The 20,097-nt window shown below is 36.2% G+C and carries 11 protein-coding genes and 1 pseudogene; 7 read left to right on the plus strand and 5 right to left on the minus strand.

What is annotated here, in order from left to right:
* Window positions 1-65: 65 nt before the first annotated feature.
* Complete coding sequence (locus QA584_RS04070; protein WP_278273226.1) at window positions 66-674, plus strand: SEC-C domain-containing protein; 609 nt, start codon at window positions 66-68, stop codon at window positions 672-674.
* Between the two features lie 219 nt (window positions 675-893).
* Window positions 894-1,322: a hypothetical protein gene (locus QA584_RS04075; RefSeq protein WP_278273227.1), complete on the plus strand. Its 429-nt coding sequence runs from the start codon at window positions 894-896 to the stop codon at window positions 1,320-1,322.
* A gap of 348 nt (window positions 1,323-1,670) precedes the next feature.
* On the opposite strand, the gene QA584_RS04080 is transcribed toward QA584_RS04075, so the two are convergent.
* The 4 genes from QA584_RS04080 to QA584_RS04095 are packed head-to-tail and all read right to left on the minus strand — an operon-like array spanning window position 1,671 to window position 7,540.
* Complete coding sequence (locus QA584_RS04080) at window positions 1,671-2,180, minus strand: hypothetical protein (protein WP_278273228.1); 510 nt, start codon at window positions 2,178-2,180, stop codon at window positions 1,671-1,673.
* Window positions 2,147-3,988, minus strand: a complete 1,842-nt coding sequence (locus tag QA584_RS04085) for a tyrosine-type recombinase/integrase (RefSeq protein WP_278273229.1) — start codon at window positions 3,986-3,988, stop codon at window positions 2,147-2,149. Before QA584_RS04085 ends, QA584_RS04080 begins: the two co-directional genes overlap by 34 nt.
* Window positions 3,981-6,149, minus strand: a complete 2,169-nt coding sequence (locus QA584_RS04090; protein WP_278273230.1) for a hypothetical protein — start codon at window positions 6,147-6,149, stop codon at window positions 3,981-3,983. The genes QA584_RS04085 and QA584_RS04090 overlap by 8 nt, the downstream gene beginning before the upstream one ends.
* Window positions 6,146-7,540: a tyrosine-type recombinase/integrase gene (locus QA584_RS04095; RefSeq protein ID WP_278273231.1), complete on the minus strand. Its 1,395-nt coding sequence runs from the start codon at window positions 7,538-7,540 to the stop codon at window positions 6,146-6,148. Before QA584_RS04095 ends, QA584_RS04090 begins: the two co-directional genes overlap by 4 nt.
* A gap of 210 nt (window positions 7,541-7,750) precedes the next feature.
* Between QA584_RS04095 and QA584_RS04100 the strand changes: the two are divergent.
* Window positions 7,751-9,172: pseudogene (locus tag QA584_RS04100) on the plus strand (NAD(+) synthase); the annotation flags it as partial.
* 170 nt (window positions 9,173-9,342) lie between these two features.
* A complete protein-coding gene (locus QA584_RS04105) occupies window positions 9,343-10,215 on the plus strand; it encodes a DegV family protein (RefSeq protein ID WP_278273232.1) in 873 nt (290 codons plus the stop codon).
* A 129-nt stretch (window positions 10,216-10,344) separates the two neighbouring features.
* Here QA584_RS04105 and QA584_RS04110 read toward each other — a convergent pair whose 3' ends face one another.
* A complete protein-coding gene (locus tag QA584_RS04110) occupies window positions 10,345-10,803 on the minus strand; it encodes a hypothetical protein (RefSeq protein ID WP_278273233.1) in 459 nt (152 codons plus the stop codon).
* Window positions 10,804-11,740: 937 nt separating this feature from the next.
* On the opposite strand from QA584_RS04110, the gene QA584_RS04115 reads away from it, so the two are divergent.
* From QA584_RS04115 to addA, 3 genes are all read left to right on the plus strand, one after another.
* Window positions 11,741-11,881, plus strand: a complete 141-nt coding sequence (locus tag QA584_RS04115) for a hypothetical protein (protein WP_278273234.1) — start codon at window positions 11,741-11,743, stop codon at window positions 11,879-11,881.
* A 483-nt stretch (window positions 11,882-12,364) separates the two neighbouring features.
* Entirely contained in the window at window positions 12,365-16,060 is a 3,696-nt protein-coding gene (locus tag QA584_RS04120) for a PD-(D/E)XK nuclease family protein (protein ID WP_278273235.1), read from the plus strand.
* The gene (gene addA, locus QA584_RS04125; protein ID WP_278273236.1) at window positions 16,026-19,784 is read left to right on the plus strand and encodes a helicase-exonuclease AddAB subunit AddA; all 3,759 of its coding nucleotides are present in this window, start codon (window positions 16,026-16,028) and stop codon (window positions 19,782-19,784) included. Before QA584_RS04120 ends, addA begins: the two co-directional genes overlap by 35 nt.
* Window positions 19,785-20,097 lie beyond the last annotated feature (313 nt).

Below are 20,097 nucleotides of genomic sequence, written 5' to 3' on the forward strand. Positions count from 1 at the left end.
AGGCGGTAGACCCTAGCGCAAGATAGTAATAAAGTACAAATGAAAGAAAAGGTGGTTTCTAATATATGGGTAGTATAGGAAGAAATGATAGATGCCCTTGTGGTAGTGGTTTAAAATACAAACAGTGCTGTTTAAAGAAGAATAATCTAACTTTTAATGAAATTGAAAGTGATGATAATATGAGAATAATAGTAAAAAGTACTTATGATTTCATTAAGGAAAACAAATTTGAAGGAGGTTGCCATCTGACTTCTGCAATAATGTACATTCTTTTAACAGAGGTAGGCTTTACAGATTTAGAAGTCAAAACAGGTGTAGTAGAAAATGATGAAGGTAGATTTGACCACTCATGGGTAGAATATCAAGGCAAAAAGATAGATATGGCTATTATGAACACCTTACAGGATGGTTTCAAATATCCACCTGTGTTTTTAGATAAATTAATAGGTAGTTCAGAGCTTATGGAATACAAATATGGTATAGATATGGAATTAGATTCAGATGCACTAAGAGTATTAAATCAATCTTTAAGTGATTACATTTTAGATGGGGAATCTCAAAATACAGTGTTAATTTTTAAGGATATAGCAAAAAGGTCAGGCATAGAGCTTTCAGATGCTAAGGAAACATTAAGAAAGTATTCAGGTACATACCGGGTGTTAGAACGAAAATAATAATAATAATAATAATAAACAAACATAATCTTTTATAATGCAGAGAAACAGAGAGGGCACGAGATTTTTACTTCGTGCCCTCTCTTTGCCTCATTGAAAATTATTTTGTAAAATATTTAAAAAGTATTGCATTAATACTACATATATGTTATATTAAATTCAAAGATTAAGTTAATACTGCATATATGTAGTATTAAATTTATGAAAGGGGTAGTTGCTATGGGATTTAAAGAAGATTTTATGAAGAAGACAAAGATGCTTGATGTAAATGGTGGAAAAGCAGGAGTTGAAGAGGTTATGAATTTTTTGGTTAAGCCAGAAAGTGTATTTAAGATGATAATTGCATCAGAAATGGATTTACCAGTATTAACATTAATCGGAGCAGAGTTGGAAAGAAAGTTTGATGCACATTCCAATTTCCCGGTTATTTACCTTGGTAATGACAAAAATCCAACAGCTAGACAGAATGTAGGAAGAATGGTAAAAGTTGTAATGGCTCAATATGGTTATACTCCTGTTGATGGCGGATTATCAGAACAAGCAAGAATACCTGCGATATCAGGTACGGACTATTTTTCAACCAGTGGCATATATAAAAAAACAGATGAAGCAAAACTCGAAATCGAAATAATATCTAGAGAGATATAGAGTAGTAAATAGAAATCAAAGTACAAATTCAAAAGTTATTTTGTATAAAGTATGAAGGTGCAGGTAAAATCTGCACCTTTTATCTATTCCAAGGGTACTCAAAACTTCCATTCACACAATATGTTGATTATTCAACACTTTTCTTTCTATCTGGTAATACCACTCAGAAATCTCCTTTAAAGTTTGTATATATAGTATTTGTCTTTTTAAGTGAGTTATAAGCTTCAAATTGTGCTCGTTCTTTTATAATTGATTATTTTGTTCTGTATTATTAAAATATCCTTTAAAAAGGGTTTTAAAACAGGATAAAACAGGGATGTAAAGCTTTAAACAGATTTTATTTACATATTACTCACCTGATTTTAGTGCATTTTTTCTGAAAGTCCTAATTTCTTTATCTTTTTTTTCGATTTCCATCTTTAGATTGTCAACATCTATCTTCAATGTCTTGAGTTCATTTGCTAACTGTTCATTTTCAATGATTATTAACTCTATTTTTACATCTTTTATTTCATGCATATCAACTTCTTTCCGCAGTTCATCAATGATATCGTTAAGTTCACTGATTTTAACATACGGATTATTTTTGTTTAATTCTATTTCGCGCTTATCGATATATTGTATTAGGATTTCGTTATTATAAAGAGTAGTTCTGGAGCAGTTTATTTGCTTAGATACATACGATGCGTTAAATTTACTTTTCTTGAAATGTTCAACTGCTCTGGTTTGGTTCTCTTTAATTTCAGTTGCAAGCTGTTCGATTTTTATAAGATAATCATAGATGAAATCTGGTATGTCATCTTTTGAAATGCCCATTCTATTTATTATAAGTTCAATGCTTTCATCATATGTTGCCATTTATTTGCCTCCAATAGGATTTCGTCATAATTTTCAATAATATTAACTAAATCGGGGTAGTTAATCAAAATGCTATCTGTTCCATGTTTGTTTATCTGTACCTTTAGCTCCTTAAGTTCAGGAAGTAATTTATCTCTAACAATTCTACCTAACATCAAACACTCTTTTTCAACTTGACGGAAATATTCATTTCTGTAGTTGATATTGATTGTTTCTACGAGTTCTTTGCACTGTCGGTAAGATAACTCACACATATAGAAAAAATGAAAGATGTTTGGACATACATTATACGCACAGAATAGTTCATTTGTTTGATAATCTTTGCTGCATTCTCTGAAGGGGGAACTTTTAATACATACACCACCTAATTTAGCTCTTATTGGTACGGCTTCAATGAGCTTTTGTACTATTGCTTCAACATCTTTTTCAACATTAAAGTTATTGTTATTGATAAACCTTTGTATGTCATTATGCATCTGACCAGCATTGTTACCAAGAATTTTTAAGTCACCACGTACGATACCTTCTATTGTCTGTCTGGAAAAATTAATATCTTCTTGAATATTATTCGGGTTTCTAACATAATAGCCTTCCATTTCCTCAGAGAGGTGTCCCATGAATTTACGTATATACTGTAAAGGGACTCCTTTTTCGTATAGATTGGTACAGACTGTGACACGATACTGAATGGTAATCGGATAAGTTATTGTCTTGATAGTTCTATGTTCTCGAAATTTAACGGTGCTCAGATATTGCGATGGTTCAATACGGTTAATCGTTTTCAATTCCTTGTCATATGATATAAATAGCTCAATATTTCGCTTGTTAAAGCTCGTTTCTGGAACTGGATGTACTTTGGTATTTGGAAATAAAATCAAGTAATCCGTGCCTTTTTGGTTTCTAAATTCATTGGTTATTTCAATGAGCTTTTTGAAAGCAAACTCGGCTAATTCAGTTACAAAAATATCCATAGATGTATACTTGTTATTACCACGGATACTTTTCTTTAAAATATATTTAAGGTATGGTATTCTGCGACCTTCATGAAGTGACTTATAATTAAGGGAGCTTACTGTAAATGTGAGAAGCTCACTTATCCTCAAACCGGTTTGGCTTAGTAAAAGAAGAGCAGCTGCAGTTATTCTGTTATTTATGGTTTCGGTTACGCTGTTTATAGTTTTGATAAATAATTGTATCATTTTATCAAGATATTCTTTCGGTATATGAGGTGTTTTATTTGCTTCAATATGGTTTAGTAAAGCATCATTATATGTAATTGCAAGCTCTTGAGATAGTTCGTCATTTAAGATATTTTTAAAATTATAGGAATATACCTTAACAAAATCTAAGACAGCCTCTTTGATGGCATTCTCATATCGGAGGGATAGCGCAGAATCCTTTTTGAAAGCAGCAATGTCGTTCGCTGTGATTTCATTCAGATAATATATTCCTTTGTTATAACAGTATCTTAAGAACTTTTTAAGACGGAATAAGTATGCATGAATTGATTGTATCTTTTTTCTGTTATTTAGAAGAGATAATAGTACATATGATTTAATATCTTCTTGGAAACAAACGGGTATATCAGTAAAATTTAATATTTTTGTTCCAGAGGGTATGGCATCAGTTTTATTACCTCTGAAGTCCCAAATGTTATCTGAAAACTTCATAAAAGTATCGTTATGCGGGAGAATGTCAATTTCTATAATCTTTTTAATAATATCATTAACTCCATAGGTGTTCAGATTGATTTCTTCACCTGTAAGTTTCTCGAGTTCTACAATATTTATAGCGAAATTATCATACATTTAAGTTCTCCTTATTTATATGTTGAGCATCAATTATGTAAATTTTCTTTAAGTAAGCCAGTAACAATTGCTTTTTTAACTGTAAGTCTTCTATATCATGTCTTGTGCTCAGTGTTTCGAGTTTAAAATCAATTTCTTTTATTCTTTCTTCGAAAAAGCTTTTTCTATCTACGGTTGTGGCAAATTCCTTACAAATGAAACAACTAAAGTAACTATCATCAGTACAGTGGCTGCGTTTACAAAAGCCACAGCCTTTTTCTACGACACTTTCATTACATAATTTAGATGAGTTAATTAAGACCTCGCCATTAACATTAATATCTCCTATCTGCGTCTGATAAAGTAATTCCAGCATTTCAGTGATGTCCTCATCTAAATAATGTCTTTTGGTTATTTCTGTATTTTTATGTCCGGTTAATATTGATTGTGTAAGCTGGTGTAAACCTTTGCTGATAGAGTATTCAACGCTTTTGGTCATATGAGTATCTCTTAAATTTTTAGCTGTGTACGGTTTTATGCGCAGTTCAATGCAAATGTTTTTTAAGTAGATGTTAAAATCATCTTTCCTCATAGGTGAAATAACTAAACTCCGGTTAATATTTCGTTTTAAGAAAATCCGGTTATTAATACTTTCATCTTGGCATTTGTTACGTATCATTGTTGTGCTTGAAATTACTGAGTCCAGATGCTTTTTAATATACTTGGTTATGCCAGTTTTTATTTCGAAGGTTCCAGATGATTTGGTCTGAAATTCTATGACATACTGATTTTTTTTAATCGTGTCTCTGATACTGTTTATTTCAAGTGACAATATATGGGATAGTCTCATCTCTGATTCAAGTAACAGATAGAAGATGACATAATAAAGATTAAATTTAATATCTTCATAAGTTTTTTCTTTCATCTTATTTGCTATTTTAACTAAATCTTCATCAGAGACTTTCTCGGCATTATTAATTCGAGCATAGGAGTGTGTTAACTGTATCAATGTATTCTTTTCAATATTTATCTTTTTAGTATCATTGCAATAATCCAAAAACACTTTAACACCGTTGAAAGTACGTCCAATATTGGAATCTACTTGTACAGTACTTAGGATATTATTTTTGTATATAAGTACCTCATCAATGCTAACTTCATAATATTGATGCTTTTTTCTGCTGCATATAAAGTTTAAAAAGTCTACAACATAACCGTAATTCTTAATTTTAGTCAATAATGAAGAACCTGTATTTACCCAAATCCACTCTTTGACGATTGCCTGATATTCTTTAGCAACAATCCGGTTAAAATCTATGCTATTTCCGTGTAATTTAGCGGTTTTTTCATTGTTGGTCTTATATTCTTCGTTTTGAATTAATATCCACTTATCCGTAAGAGGTACATTTTCAAGTGGATTGTGATAGTAGGCCCGATAGCCGTCAAGATACTCAGAGCTGAAGGTATGTCTTTTCATTGCTTCATAAATGATTCCGCTATTTATTGGAAATAAGTTTTTGTCCTTAGAGATTTCCCATATATAATAATAAAAGTAAAACAATGCATTAACGGCGTTTTTATCTTTGAAATACTGATACTGTGTTTTAAATGTATCATAATTAAAATCATCCAGACTTATTATGGAATGATTTTGCATGCTTTCTTCAAAATTCAGTAGAAAGATTTTATATGCTTCATGCTTATATAAGTCTGTTCCGGTATCGATGAAGTCTACTAACAGCTTAAAAATATCAAGGCTCTTTGCATTTATTATAATATTCCTTGAGCTTTTAGTAAGCCATATAGAATGCGGATATTCCATCTGTTCACAGGTGCATCTTTGAATGGTTGTTTGTGATAGATAGGTTAATTGTTCGTGGGCAAGTATATATTCATCTCGTATTTTATTTGGTAAATAATCAATAGTTGTGAAATGTAGTAATAAAGAAAAGACATGATGTAAGGCTCTAACATTCCGTAAAAAAAACTTTAATTTGTTCCATTCAAAATCTTGACTGATATGATTGGAAAAACATTTGAAACTTCTACTTATTTCCAATGACTGGGTTGAAGAAACGTTGTTGTATTTGTTATCACAAAATTCCATTACAATTTTCTTTAATTCTTTGTCACGAAATTCAACTTGGCGAATTAGTCTAACTACTTCATTACTTGTATTCATGGTTTACCTTCTTTGGTATTATAATTATATGTTTTTAGTTCTGGTAAAAAGCGGTATAATTCATCAGTAAAATCTTCTTTAATTTTAACTTTATCAGAAAGTGTTAATTTATAATATCGTTCAAGCGTTCTAATGGAGCGATGTCTCATTAATTCTTTTAGTTTTAATATTTTCGTATTCATGTGTTGAACATGAAAAACGGCAAATCCATGGCGAAATCTATGGCTAAGGTTATGAATCTTTTTTTCCTTATCAACAGCTATGTCTGCTTTTATAAATATCTCTCTTAGGGTGCTTGACCACATACGCTGCGAAAGTTTTTTACCTTGTGAATTTAAAAAAACATAATAATTCATATCTTCATATTTAGATGCACTTCTAACCCTGTCAGCTTTAGCGTGATGATAGTAATTGACTTTCTTTGTTTTCCTGTATTTGAGATGGTATTTTTCTATGTAGGAGTTTATTAATTCAAAAAGTTCACGAGGAACAATTACAACTTGATAACTGTCTTGATATGATTTAAGCTGATATTCACCCACATCGTGAACTTTCATGCAGGTTTTAGCCTTTTGGTAATTTTCATCGGATACACGGTTTCTTATATAAGCATATGTAATGTAGTTTACTCCATGTTCAGTTTCTACTTCTTTAACTACTAAATCATCAGCTGTTAAGCCTAAGACTTCGCCAATTCTTAAGCCAGTTTCAAACATTAAGCGTACAATGCATTCTTCAAGTAAGGAGTATTCACTTCTGATTATATTAATAATTCTTGACATTTCTTCAGTGTTGATATATGCAGGGACTTCATCTAATAGCTCATCATGCTTTTTAATTCTGTTTTTATAAGGAATAGTTTTATGCGTATATTCATCACTAAGTGTATGTTCAATAGTTTTATATTTATCTAATTCTAAAAGTTTAGAGGTAGTTTTATCACAATATTTTTCGGCATATATTCTGCAGCTTGATAAATAGGAGGAAATGGTTTCTGAATTTCTTTCTGTAGTCAACTGTAAAGACAGTTGTCTTCCTTTTAGTGATTTACCTTGTAGGAAATTAATAAAGTTATTAATATCTGAACTTTTAAAATCACTGATTTCCGTGTTGATTATGTATGAGAAGATGAATAATAATTTTAGTCCATGTAAGTTTTTTTCTTTTGAATTATAGGCTTGTTCTGATAAGTCTATATTTAAGAGTTTAAATACATCTTTAATAATACACATATTCATATCATAAAGAATAAAGTATGTTTTGTTATCGATTTTCTTGATAACCGTTTTATATCGTACTTTTTCTTCATTTATAAGTGTATTGTTATGGTCAAAGATTCTTCTTAAATAAAACGTGTTTCCATTTTTCTTTTGTTCAATTACTGCTATCACGATGATATCTCTCCAATCCTATGATTAACTCATAATAGCACATAGCAGTACTGTTGTACACTTTTATTTTTGGGATATGCAGTTAAATGCATTTATAACATGAGATAGAAATTTATTTCTGTTCATAATAGCTTTTATTACGAAAAGGTGTTATAATGTAGAAATAATAATGGATTTAATGGTGTTGTACATATTTGAAATGTGTCATACATCTGCGAGGACTTATGGGTACCGCTCCCGCCAAGTGTAAACCATGCCATGGCCGGGGCAACACTGATTTTAAATCCCTCTGCCAGTGATGAAACCACTGGAAAAGATATTTACCGCAGAGATTTAGTAAAGATGCAGTCGGCGAAATTAGTGTGTGGTTATATCTATGCCGATTCCGGGGAAGGTGAATCCACAACGGATTTAGTATTTGCCGGGCATAATCTTATTACAGAGAATGGTGTCCTGCTAAAACAGTCAAAACGCTTTGAAAATGAAATGATATATTCCGAACTGGATGTCCAGAAGTTAATGAATGAGCGTAGAAGAATGAGTACTTTTACGCCGACCTCTTTTCAGGAATATGAGATAATAGAATACAGCTATTCCTTTGCCGGACTTCCAGATACTGAATTAACCCGGTTTATCGATAAAGCACCTTTTGTACCTGGTGTAAAAGCAGACAGGGACAGGCGGTGTGAAGAGATAATTAATATCCAGGCTTTTGGATTAAAGAAGAGACTGGAACATACCGGCAGCCAGTGTGCAGTCATAGCCATCTCCGGAGGACTTGATTCCACCCTTGCATTACTGGTTACCTGTAAAGCCTTCGATTTGCTACATCTGGACAGAAAGGGAATACGAAGCGTTACCATGCCTTGTTTTGGTACAACGGACCGTACGTATCAGAATGCCCTTGCTTTAGCGGGACATCTTGGTACTACCTTAATGGAAATTCCAATTCAGGATGCAGTACTGCAGCATTTTAAAGATATTGGCCATGATAAGGACAATCATGATGTAATCTATGAGAATTCCCAAGCCAGGGAAAGAACCCAGATTATTATGGATTTATCCAATAAATATAATGGACTGGTTATCGGTACCGGAGATATGTCAGAGCTGGCACTGGGCTGGGCTACTTATAATGGGGATCATATGTCCATGTACGGAGTGAATTCTTCCGTGCCAAAGACCTTAGTGCGTTATTTGGTATCTTATTTTGCGGAAACCGCAGAAGTGGAATCCTTAAAACATGTGTTGTTGGATATCCTTGATACGCCGGTAAGTCCAGAGCTGCTGCCGCCGGTAGAGGGAGTTATATCCCAGAAGACAGAAGATATTGTAGGTCCTTATGAGTTACATGATTTTTATATGTTTTATATTTTACGGTACGGTTTTACCCCTGATAAGATATACCGGCTGGCGGTTATAGCCTTTCAAGACTGTTATGATAAAGAAACTATCCTAAAATGGCTCAAGGTATTTTACCTCCGGTTCTTCTCCCAGCAGTTTAAACGGTCCTGCCTTCCGGATGGACCTAAGGTTGGTTCGGTTGCCGTATCGCCAAGGGGAGATTTGCGTATGCCAAGTGATGCCAGTGCGGCACTCTGGCTTATGGACCTTGAGAATATCAATTGCTGAGGTTTGATCCATAGCGATCAGCAGGTAATGACGAAACGATGCAGTTTTTAGAAGTGTATCATTCCATCATATATAGAGGTACATTGTTGGAGTTTCGTAATTATTAGCTATAAAGAATACAATGAGATGAGTTTTTATATACTTGAAACTTAAACTACAGGGGGATAAAAATGGCTTTAAGAATTATTACAGATTCCGCTTCCGATGTGCCCAAGTGGCTGGCAGAGAAGTACAAGCTCCATGTTATACCTACGCCGGTTGTTATTAATGAAATAGACTACTTTGACGGTGAAACTATAATGCCGGAAAAGTTTTATGATATACTCAGATCTGGAATGGAGGTAAAGACATATCATATTAATGCCTTTATGTTCCATAAGAATTTTGAAGCCTATGCAAAGAATGGTGATGAAGTAATCTATATCTGTTTTTCCACCGGAATCGCCGGAACTTTTAATGCTGCCAACCTTGCAAAAACAGAACTTCTGGAAGAATATCCGGATTTTGACCTGACTATAATCGATTCCAAATGTGCATCCCTTGGATTTGGTCTGGTAGTAGAAAAAGCCCTAAAAATGGTAGAGGCAGGATTACCAAAACAGACGATAATTGAAGCAATTCAGTTTTACTGCGATAACATGGAACATATTTTCACCGTAGAGACCCTGGAATATCTTTATAAAGGCGGAAGACTCAGCAGGACCTCTGCGATTGCCGGAGGACTTCTTGATATTAAACCTATTATAGAAATTAATGAGGACGGGGCCCTGGTTGCCATAGAAAAGGTCAGGGGACGCATGAAATCCCTAAAGCGTCTGGTAGATATCGCAGGAGAACGAGGTGTGGATTTAGAGAATCAAACCATAGGTCTTGTCCATGGTGATGATATACAGACCCTGAATACGGTAAAAGAAATGATGATTGAAAAGTACGGCTGCAGGAACTTTATTGAAAGCTATGTAGGCTGTGCAATCGGAGCCCACACAGGTCCTGGAATTATTGGAGTTATATTTTTAAGTGACAGATCACCTTATATCATCTAAGGGCAGGTACGATAATAAGATATCCTATAATAAGCCTCCTCATAATCCATACTGGATTATGTAAGGAGGCTGTTATTATGTATTAATGCAGAGAATGTATCCGCAAGACTACGGGTACCTATGTTTAAATTACTGATCTTTTTCATCCTCTTCTTCTGGTACGGTTGCCTTGGCAAGTGTTGCTTTAATGGCATCTAACAGTAAAGTCTGGGTATATTTACTATCATCGGATATTACGATGGAATCAATATCAACTCCGTTGATTAACTGCTCAGCAATATCATTTAAGGATGGTTCAACCAGTGGGAACATGGTGGTGATTGTGTCATCGATGTTGACAATGCGTACGGAATTAATATGATCTTTATCCAGTACAACTTCCAAATTCAGCGCTGTGTCGTTTAATACGAGGGTTGAATTGTATACTCCGGGTGTATATTGGGTTCCTGTCATAGTTGCTGTCGAATCATCCTTCTTGTTTAAAAACATAATGACCAGAAGAACTACCAGCAATATTCCCAGTCCTGCAAATAGTGCCGTATATATAATTTCCTTTAAGTGAATAACAACGATTTTTGTTTTTGACAAATTTTGCACCATGCCTTTCCTGGTAAAGGTTCACTTTTCTTAAACGAATCCATGCGATGGAAAACTCTTGTGAACGTACCAATTTCAGTTTATTATGTGTGGATTTTTTAAAGACCCTCTGGTCTGTATAAGGAAATTCACACACTAACCTCCAAATAAATACTTTATATATCTTATTAGCTTTTTATTGATTTTATGATAATTATTTTAAAGGGGGCGGCAGTATTCTGGTATGCTTGTAATTTTTTTGTAGGGAAAGAACCCTCATGACACTAGAAACTTGATGAACTGCTTAAAGCAGTAGTAAAAGAGTAAAACTCGCTTACGCTCAGACAGTTACTCTTTTACTACTTGGCGCAGTTCATCAAGTTTAAGTGTCATGGGGTTCTTTCCAATACAAAAAAATTACAAGCATACCAGAATACTGCCTTAGTCTTTGGAGAAAACTTTATTTCTCTATTTGCAGTGGACGATGTATCTTAAGCTTACAAGTTAGGCTTCATTATGATATAATGGGGATGGTGTTAAAGTTGATTTCATGAAATAAATATAGTATGAAAATATATATTATGTAACGCTTTGTTAGATAATAGCATCTATGTTGAACGTATGTTCTGCAAGTGATATATAGGTTATAGGACAGGTACTTAGCCGAAGATTATTTGAGTTTTGAAAGGAATGATTTCATGGAAATGTCAGAGAAAAATCATCAATATATTGCCATGTTAACTGATATTTTTGATATATCCTCTGACATAAAGGTAATGATGGTTCTGTATTTTTCCCTTTCGAATGGCTTGATGGCTCTCCAAGACTTTTTTATAACACAAAGGCTTATACCGCTGGTATTAGATTTGAATATGCAGTTAAAACAAAGGTTTCAATGCTTCACCCCGAATGGCAATTAAGAGAGAAAGACCAAAATGCAGTAAACTATATGGAAGAAAAATTGAAAGCCGAAAAAATACTTAAGGAAGATATTTATAAATGGTTTTGGAGCTACAATCCGTATTGGTACAAAAAAGGATATGATGAGTTTTTCAGACCAACGATAGCTTATCCAATGCAATCTAAATGAAGTAACGAATAGCAAAATACCAAGTAAAGTTAGTTTGTTGTCTTTATTTATTGGTAACTTAAAAGGAAAGAAAAAATTGAATCCCTCTTTTTATCATCATATTCTATTACCAAGTATATTATCTGACGGAGACCATAATAAAGATAAAGATAAAGATAAAAACAAAATACATAGATAAAATCAGCTTCGCAAACGAAACCTGAAAGTATTGGTGCTGTTATGTTTTCTATGCGCTTTATTCTGAGCCTGCAAATTCACTTATGTATTTTATATGTGGTTCAGAATGAAAAGACACATTGTTTGACGAGCAAAGCGAGGAGTTTGTGGCTTTTCATTCTTGCTTTACCGCATATAAAATACATTAGTGAATTCAGGCGAAGAATCCTAAGCATAGAAAACATAACAGCACCAATACTTTCCTCACAGCCTGAAAAGCTGATTTTATCAATAATTCTCAATACTCTAAAAGGAGGAGACTAAAACATGTCATTGCAACTAGTTCTAGGAAGGTCCGGTTCGGGCAAATCCTATCAGTTATATAAAGAAATCATAGAGAAATCCATACAGAATGACAATACCAATTACTTTGTTATCGTTCCGGAACAGTTTACCCTCCAGACTCAGAAAGACATCGTAATGATGCACCCTTACGGGGGAACCATGAACATTGATATATTAAGCTTTATGCGGCTTGCTTACCGAATCTTTGATGAAGTGGGGGGGAATGATAAGCCGGTTCTGGAAGATACGGGAAAAACGATGGTGCTGCGAAAAATCGTGGCCAGAAAGAGAAAAGAACTGGAATTATTTAACCATGACGTGCAAAAGCGGGGATTTATCGATGAGTTAAAGTCATTGATTTCTGAAATCTATCAGTACAGTATCAGTATACCGATGCTTGAACATATGGCAGCAGAGATGAAGGGTAAGCCGCTGCTTAAGAGTAAATTACATGATATTATCATAATTTACAGGGCATTTAAGGAGTATCTGGACCAGAAGTTCATTACAGCGGAAGAGATTCTTGACGTGCTTTGCGGGGTAATTGAGGAATCTGCATTGATTAGGGATAGTATTATTTGTCTGGACGGGTTTACCGGATTTACACCTGCCCAGTATAAATTATTGACTCTTTTGATGAAAAAGGCAAAAAAGGTCCTGATAACCGTCACCATTGACCGGAAAGAGTTTTATGTACCGGATGAAGAATTTCAGTTATTCCATCTAAGTAAGAAAACTATTAAAAAGCTGACAGATATTGCATATGAGGAAAAGATACGGGTGGAGAACCCCCTGTTTACCGAAGAACTTACCTCTGGTAATATTTCAGAGAATAACCAAGAGAAAAACCCGGATAGTATCCTAGGGGGAAAAAGAGAGAATAACCAAGAGAAAAGCCCAGATAGTATCCTAGGGAAAAAAACAGAGAATAACCAAGAGAAAAGCCTAGAAAATATCCAAGCTAAAAAATCAGAGAATATCCAGGGGGAAAAACCAGAAAAAATTCATGGGAATATCGAAGTGATTATCCCCTATCGATACCGAAACAGTAAAGCCTTGGCAGCTTTGGAAGCTAACATCTTCCGTTACCCCATAAAACCTTTTAAGGGAGATCAGGATAATATAAGTATCCATGGGGCCAGGGATGTCAGAGGGGAGGTTTCCTTTGTCTTACAGGAAATCAAGAAGCTGATACGGGAAGGTAATTACAGATATCAGGATATTGCGGTAGTGACCGGTGATATCGCTTCTTATGGCAGGGAACTTGGCAGGGAGTTTGATAAGAACCGGATTCCCTGTTTTATTGATAATAAAAGGGACATCCTTTCCAATCCCTTTGTAGAAATGGTACGGTCGGCTCTTGATATTATCCAGAATAATTTTGATTATGAAAGTGTATTCCGGTATCTTAGGTGCGGCTTGTCAAACATCGCCAGAGAAGATGCGGATATATTAGAGAATTATGTAATTGCCCTTGGAATACGGGGGCATAATAAGTGGCAGACTGATTGGGTCAGAACCTTTAGAGGACAAAGAGAAGGTGAGCTTACCAGAATTAATGAAGTCAGACAGGCATTTCTAGCAGAATTAAATCCGTTATATGAAGTCCTTTCGGATAAGACAAAGAACGTGAAAGAATACACGAAAGCCATTTACGAGTTCGGGGTGAATATGGAGGCTGCAGGTAAACTAGAGGAATTCACGACACAGTTTAATGAAGAGAATCTTTTGGAAATGGCCAGAGAATATGAACAGATATACGGAATTGTTATGGACCTGTATGAGAAATTGGCTGAACTCTTAGGAGACGAAGTTATTTCTTTAAAAGAGTACATAGAAGTGCTGGAAGCGGGGTTTGCAGAAGCAAAAGTAGGGCTGATTCCCCCGGGACTTGACCAGGTTATGGTAGGTGATATCGAACGTACCAGGTTAAAAGATATTAAAGCCTTATTTTTTGTGGGAGTTAATGACGGCATTATTCCAAAAAATGCAGGCAGTGGAGGGATTTTAACGGATATGGAGAGGCAGTTTATCTCTGACAATGAGGTGGAGATGGCTCCGACGAAACGGCAGGCCGCTTATACAGAGAAGTTTTACCTGTACTTAAATATGACAAAACCCCAGGAAAGGTTATATATCAGTTACAGCAGGCTTGATGGGGATGGCAAAGCAATCAGACCCTCCTATATTATTGAAACCATAAGAAAGCTGTTTCCTGACTTAAAGCCTGTTGAGGTGGATTCTGACAAAGAAGATTTGTCACAGATATTAGGTGCTGACGGAGGACTTTCTTACTTAATCGAAGGTCTTAGAACGTATCCCTTTCAGGATACCACCGATACCTGGAAGGAATTATTTAGTTTCTATTGTTCTAAGGAGGAATATACGCCTCTGTTAAAGGGACTTGTAGAGGCAGCCTTTTATGTGAATAAAGAACAAGGCTTATCAAAGCGGATTGCTAGAGAATTGTACGGGGATTCCTTAAATGGAAGTGTGACCCGGTTTGAAAAATATGCAGCCTGTGCCTTTGCCCATTATATCAGCTATGGACTTGAATTAAACGAAAGAGCAGAATATCGGCTGGCAGTGCCGGACATCGGTAATCTGTTTCATAACGCCATAGAACTGTTTTCTAGAAAAATGGAAGAAAGCGAATATAACTGGCATACCATTCCAGAGGAACTTAGGGAGGAATGGGCAGGCCAGTGTGTAAGGGAAGCTGCAAAAGGCTATGGAAATGATGTGTTTAGCAGTACCAAGCGGTACCAGTACCTGGTAAAACGGGTGGAGCGGATTACCAAACGAACCCTCTGGGCGTTGTGTGAGCAGATCAAAAAAGGAGATTTTGAACCGGTAGGCTTTGAGATGTTCTTCTCCGGAGAACAGGAACTTAACAGCTTAAAAATTGACTTAAGTGAGGAAGACTATATCAGACTTATGGGCAGGATTGACAGACTGGATGTCTTTGAAGAAGAGGACAATCTTATGGTAAAGGTAATTGATTATAAGTCCGGTACCACTTCCTTTGATCTTCTGTCAGTATATTACGGGTTACAGATACAGCTTGCGGTTTATATGAATGCGGCAATGGAATTAATGGAGAAGGAACATCCGGGTAAATCAGTCATTCCTGCCGGAATCCTTTACTACAACATAGACGACCCCTTTGTGGAGAAAAGCAGCCATGTAGAAGACAGTATCTTAAAAGAACTTAAGATGAATGGAATCGTAAACAGCAGTGAAGAAGTTATTATGCATATGGATCGGGAGTTTTACAATGAGGGAGAGGGGATGAAACCCTCTGTTAAGTCTGACATTATACCAGTGGAAACCAACAAAGAGGGCTTTCCCACCAAGCGTTCCAGTATAGCAGATATCCGTAAATTAAAGGCTCTGGAGGGATACGTAAAAGATACGGTGAAACAATATGGTTTAAAAATTCTGGAGGGGAAAACCGACATTAAACCCTACCAGCTTGGAAAACGCAGCGCCTGCGATTATTGTGTCTATAAAAGTGTCTGCGGTTTTGACACCAAGATAGAGGGATATTCTTATCGGAATTTAGCCTCCATGACACCCCAGGAGGTCTGGGATAAAATTACGAATCAGAAACAGAAACAAGAAAGACAAGGAGGAGACGCAGATGCAGTGGACCGAGGAACAACAGAAAGTAATTGATTTAAGGGACCGGAATATCTTAGTATCTGCGGCGGCAGGCTCTGGAAAGACAGCAGTACTGGTAGAGCGGATTATCTCGATTATTACGGATGAAGAAAAGCCGGTGGATATAGACCGATTATTAATTGTTACCTTTACCAATGCCGCGGCAGCAGAGATGAGGGAGAGAATCGGTGCTGCTATTGAAGAAAAGCTTTCCAAACAGCCCGAGGATCTTCACCTGCAAAAACAGGTCACCTTGGTTCACAGCGCCCAGATTACCACCATACACAGCTTTTGTCTGAATGTAATCAGGAATCATTTTAATACTATAGACCTGGACCCATCTTTTCGGATTGCAGACGAAGCAGAACTTACCCTGATAAAATCCGATGTGGTAAATGATTTATTGGAACGATACTATGAAGACGGACAGGAAGACTTTCTGGAATTTATCGAAAGCTTTACCTCCGGTAAATCCGATGAGGCAGCACAGGATTTAATACTTCGGCTTTATCATTTTTCTATGAGTTATCCCTGGCCAGAGGAATGGCTGGAGGATAAGAAACATACCTTTGCCATTGAAACGTTAGAAGAGATGAAATCCTCTGACTGGATGAAGGCGCTGCTTCTATATCTTAAGACGGTGACGGCAGATCTCCTTATCAGATGCAGGGAAGCCATTGGAATCTGTGAAGAGGCAGACGGACCGGGGGCTTATCTGGCAGCACTAAAAAGTGATGAGACGTTACTGCTTGAGTTATCTGAACTTCATGATTATGAAGAATACGGTGAACTGTTTCGTGGATTTACCTTTGCCAGACTATCTGGTAAAAAGGAAGAGTGGGTAAGCGAGGAGAAGAAGAATCAGGTAAAGACCATCCGAGAAGAGATTAAAAAAGCCATTACGGATCTGAATAAGAATTATTTCTTTCAGGACAGCCAGGAGATGTTACAGGACCTAAGAGCTATGAAGAAACCGGTGGAGGTACTTATTGATTTATGCAAGGATTTTGCCGATGCCTATAAGGAACAAAAATCTGGTAAGAACATTGTGGACTTTAATGACTTAGAACACTTTGCCCTGAATATACTAGTCCAGAAAAAGGAGGGAATCCTGACTCCAACTCCGGCAGCAGATGAACTTTGTGAGCATTATGTTGAAATTATGATAGATGAGTACCAGGACAGCAACCTGGTTCAGGAGACGATTCTAAATAGTATCAGTGGTGAACGTTATGGCAGACCAAACCTCTTTATGGTAGGGGATGTGAAACAGAGTATTTACCGTTTCCGTCTTGCAAGACCGGAGATATTCATGGAAAAGTATGATACCTATGATTTGCTGGAGGGAAGCAATCAAAGAATTGACCTACATAAGAATTTTAGAAGCAGACCGGTTGTACTTGAGAGTATTAACTTTATCTTTGAGCAGATTATGACCAGGAAACTTGGGAATATCCTATATGATGAGAAGGCAGCTCTTTATCCGGGAGCGGATTTTGGTGCCTTTACCGAGGGGATATCGGTGGATACTGAGGTTTTGTTAGTTTCTGTCAAACCTTCTGAAACGGAGCAGGAGGACGAAGAGAGCAGTCCCTTTAGCAAACTAAAAGTGTCAGATACTAAATCAGGCGCCGGAAAAGAAGAGAGTGAGGAAGAAACCGAGTATACTGCAAGAGAAATAGAAGCTAAAACCTTAGCAAAGCGTATGAAAGAACTGGCCGACCCTGTGAATGGGCTTATGATTTATGATAAAAAGGAAAAGGGTTTAAGACGAGCTGGTTATGGGGATATGGTAATACTTCTTCGTACCATGAGCGGCTGGTCCGAAGTATTTGCCGATACTCTGGCAGCAGAAGGAATCACCGCCCATACGGAAACCCAGTCGGGTTACTTTTCTACCCTGGAGATAAGGGCTGTGTTAAATCTGCTTCGTATTATTGATAATCCGAGACAGGACATCCCCTTCACTGCCGTTTTACGGTCTCCCATGGTAGGCTTAAATAGTGATGAACTGGCACAGATTCGGATACCCAGAAGAAGGATTACCATGTATGAAGCCGTAAAGGAATATGGTGAAACGACTACGGATGATTTGTCAGAAAAATTAAAAGGCTTTCTGGAGAAATTAAATCATTTCCGAAATATGGTTCATTATCTGTCTATTCATGAACTGATCTTAAAGGTTCTTGAGGAAACCGGCTATTATAATTTCATCTCTGCCATGCCAGCAGGTGAAGTACGCTGTGCCAATGTAGATATGCTGATTAAGCGGGCAATAAGATTTGAAGGCAGCAGTTACAGCGGATTGTTTCATTTTATACGCTATATTGAAAAGCTCCATAAGTATGATGTGGATTTTGGAGAAGCCAAAGTTGCCGGGGAAAATGAAAATACAGTTCGGATTATGAGCATCCATAAAAGCAAGGGACTGGAATTTCCTATCGTCTTTGTAGCAGGACTTGGCAAAACCTTTAATAATCAGGATTCCAGAAGCAGTCTTTTAATCCATCCGGATCTGGGAATTGGTATTGATTATATCGATACTGAACTTCGGATAAAAGGCCCCACTCTGGTAAAAAAAGTAATTCAAAAACAGCTGGTGTTGGAAAATCTGGGAGAAGAACTTAGAGTGCTTTATGTTGCCCTGACCAGAGCTAAGGAAAAGTTAATTTTAACCGGCGGGGTAAAAGCCCCTTCTAAAATGATTCCTAAATGGGCAGGTATCGTAAGGCAGAAGGAAAAGACCCTGTTATATTATCAATTAAGCAATGCCGCAACCTATCTTGACTGGGTAATTCCTTCCCTGATGCGCTGCAGGGGATTTGAAGAGATTCTAAAAGACTATGGCATAAGACAGGAGGACAAGCATCCCCTTTATCTTTTAGGCACTCCTATTACCATAAAGCAATCTTCCTATGAAGAAGCCGCAGAGGCAGAATATATGGAACAGCTTTTTAGCAAGGTGAACAAAGAGGATTTTATATACTGGGATAAGGACAGGATATATGATGAAGCAGCCAGAGAGGGCATAAGGTCTTATATGGAATATAAGTATCCCTATGAAACCGAAACCAATATCCATATTAAACTTACCGTATCGGAATTAAAGCGGCTTGGACAGTATGAAGCAGAAGATTTTGGAACTGTGATGAAGCATACTGATAAAAAAGGGAAGGAAGTTATCATACCTGAGTTTGCAGGTGAATCAGATATTGCTACCGGGGCGGATCTTGGAACCTTGTATCATACTGTATTAGAAGCTATGGACTTGTTACAGATTAATACGGAAGATGATATTTACCGTACCCTGCTGACTTTAAAGAAGATGGAGAAAATCACTGAAACAGATATCCATGTTCTTGACATAGACCGATTATTCCAGTTTACAAAAAGCCGTACCGCTAAGAGAATGAAAGAAGCCGCAAGAGCTGGTAGGCTTTATAAAGAACGCCGTTTTATCATGGGAATGAAAGCCAATGAAATCAATGACAGCCTAAAAAGTGAAGAAACCGTACTGATTCAGGGTGTTATTGACGTGTATTTTGAAGAAGAGGGGCAATGGGTATTATTAGACTATAAAACCGATGCCGTGTATGGAGAACAGGCGGAAGAACAACTTAGCACCAGGTATAGAGTGCAGTTGGATTATTACCAGAAAGCCCTGGAACAATTAACCGGAAAAATGGTAAAAGAAAGAATTATTTATTCCTTTGGACTGAGCAAGGAGATACAGGTTTAGAAGGTAAATTCCCTATAAAACTGCCTCCTGGGATAAAAATAAATAATGAATATATATTCACTGTCTTTTATAAAAACAATAAGAATTCTAATCAGATCCTCATTCAAAAACAGTACTAAAATTACTATTTTTGTGATGAACTACATGATTTTTTAAACCATGTAGTTTCCTTTCCTCTTATGTAGTTTTTTACAAATATAAGATAATTTGTAGAAAAACATTTTATTTTGGAAGATTATGTGGTATAATTATATACAAGATAGACAAATCACACAAAAAAGGGTAAGTTTTTTTGTAAAATTTGCTCTAATAA

The organism is Anaerocolumna sp. AGMB13025 (assembly GCF_029689925.1).
Classification (GTDB): domain Bacteria; phylum Bacillota; class Clostridia; order Lachnospirales; family Lachnospiraceae; genus Anaerocolumna.

Coding starts and splice junctions, on each gene's coding strand:
- QA584_RS04085 (WP_278273229.1), bottom strand. CDS start 3,988: ATGTATGATAATTTCGCTATAAATATTGTAGAACTCGAGAAACTTACA.
- QA584_RS04105 (WP_278273232.1), top strand. CDS start 9,343: ATGGCTTTAAGAATTATTACAGATTCCGCTTCCGATGTGCCCAAGTGG.
- QA584_RS04090 (WP_278273230.1), bottom strand. CDS start 6,149: ATGAATACAAGTAATGAAGTAGTTAGACTAATTCGCCAAGTTGAATTT.
- addA (WP_278273236.1), top strand. CDS start 16,026: ATGCAGTGGACCGAGGAACAACAGAAAGTAATTGATTTAAGGGACCGG.
- QA584_RS04115 (WP_278273234.1), top strand. CDS start 11,741: ATGGAAGAAAAATTGAAAGCCGAAAAAATACTTAAGGAAGATATTTAT.
- QA584_RS04070 (WP_278273226.1), top strand. CDS start 66: ATGGGTAGTATAGGAAGAAATGATAGATGCCCTTGTGGTAGTGGTTTA.
- QA584_RS04080 (WP_278273228.1), bottom strand. CDS start 2,180: ATGGCAACATATGATGAAAGCATTGAACTTATAATAAATAGAATGGGC.
- QA584_RS04120 (WP_278273235.1), top strand. CDS start 12,365: ATGTCATTGCAACTAGTTCTAGGAAGGTCCGGTTCGGGCAAATCCTAT.
- QA584_RS04075 (WP_278273227.1), top strand. CDS start 894: ATGGGATTTAAAGAAGATTTTATGAAGAAGACAAAGATGCTTGATGTA.